Raw genomic sequence first — 1,216 nt, 5'->3', positions numbered from 1 at the left:
AACTTGAAAGAAGGAAACAGCGGCATACGGCTTTAAGAGTATTCAAAAGGCTTCAGGAAAAACATGGTGATTCCTTTGACTGCTCATATCGTCTTGTGGCAACATACATCCTAAGTTCCCGGAAAGTCTAACGATGATAACCTTCGTGAAGCATTGAAAAGACAACGTTAGAGTTATTTTCTATAGGTTTATCCATCGTTATATTTTATAATGTATGTAACGAGGTGAAGAGATGGGGATTGTCTACCAGAAGAACAAGAAAACAGGAATCACATATGTCTACAAAAACGAAGCCTATTGGGACAGGGAAAAACAACAGTCCAGAGCCAAGAGAACCTTAATCGGCAAGCTGGATCCAGACAGTGGAGAAGTCGTACCAACGAGGTCATACAGGAAGGATTCTGAACAGAAGGATGGCATCTTGAGAAAGCCTGGACCGGTTCCCATAACCAAAATCCGAAGGGATTTCTATGGTGCTTGCTATCTTCTCGATCAGGTTGGAAAGATAACCGAAGTCGCGGCCGATTTGAAAGCCTGCTTTCCCGACCGCTATAGAATGATTCTATCGGTAGCCTATTATCTTATTCTCGAAGAGAATAACTCACTCAGTAGGTTTTCTCATTGGCAGAGACTGCATGCCCATCCTTATGGAGAAGACATACCATCACAGCGCAGCAGTGAGCTGTTCCAATCCATTTCAGAAGAAGAGAGGATGATGTTCTTCAAGAAGCAGGGCAGACGTAGAATTGAGAAAGAATACTGGGCCTTTGACATCACTTCCATCTCCAGTTATTCAGAGACACTGAGACAGGTCAAGAAGGGAAGAAACAAAGAGTACGACAGACTACCTCAAATCAACCTTGCCCTTCTCTTCGGTGAACAGTCTGGACTTCCCTTTTACTACCGGAAACTTCCAGGCAATATCACAGATGTGAAAACAGTCAAGCAGCTCATGGCTGAATTCAATGTCATGGGATACAAAAAGGTAAGTGTCCTTCTTGACAGAGGCTTTTACAGCGGAGAGAACATCAACCTGCTCTTCAAGAACCACCAGAAATTCATCATAGGTGTCAAACTGAGTCTTAACTATGTGAAAGAGGTCCTCGAAGAAGAACGCGATAACCTTCAGCTATGGTCAAATCTGCAACCTCAGTTCGGAGTATATGGTTTGTGTAGAACAATACAGTGGGATTATGAACAGGAAAGACCCAACAAA

1 protein-coding gene is annotated in these 1,216 nt (G+C 43.1%); it reads left to right on the top strand.

Annotated elements, in window-relative coordinates; all coding sequences use genetic code 11:
* Nucleotides 1-232: 232 nt before the first annotated feature.
* On the top strand, nucleotides 233-1,216 hold a 984-nt coding region (locus Q502_RS02115), incomplete at its 3' end, for a transposase (RefSeq protein ID WP_147277863.1).

Source organism: Mesotoga sp. Brook.08.YT.4.2.5.2. (genome assembly GCF_003351125.1).
Classification (GTDB): Bacteria; Thermotogota; Thermotogae; order Petrotogales; family Kosmotogaceae; genus Mesotoga.
Note: the sequence above shows the minus strand (reverse complement) of the source record. Positions and strands in the feature narration are given on the sequence as shown.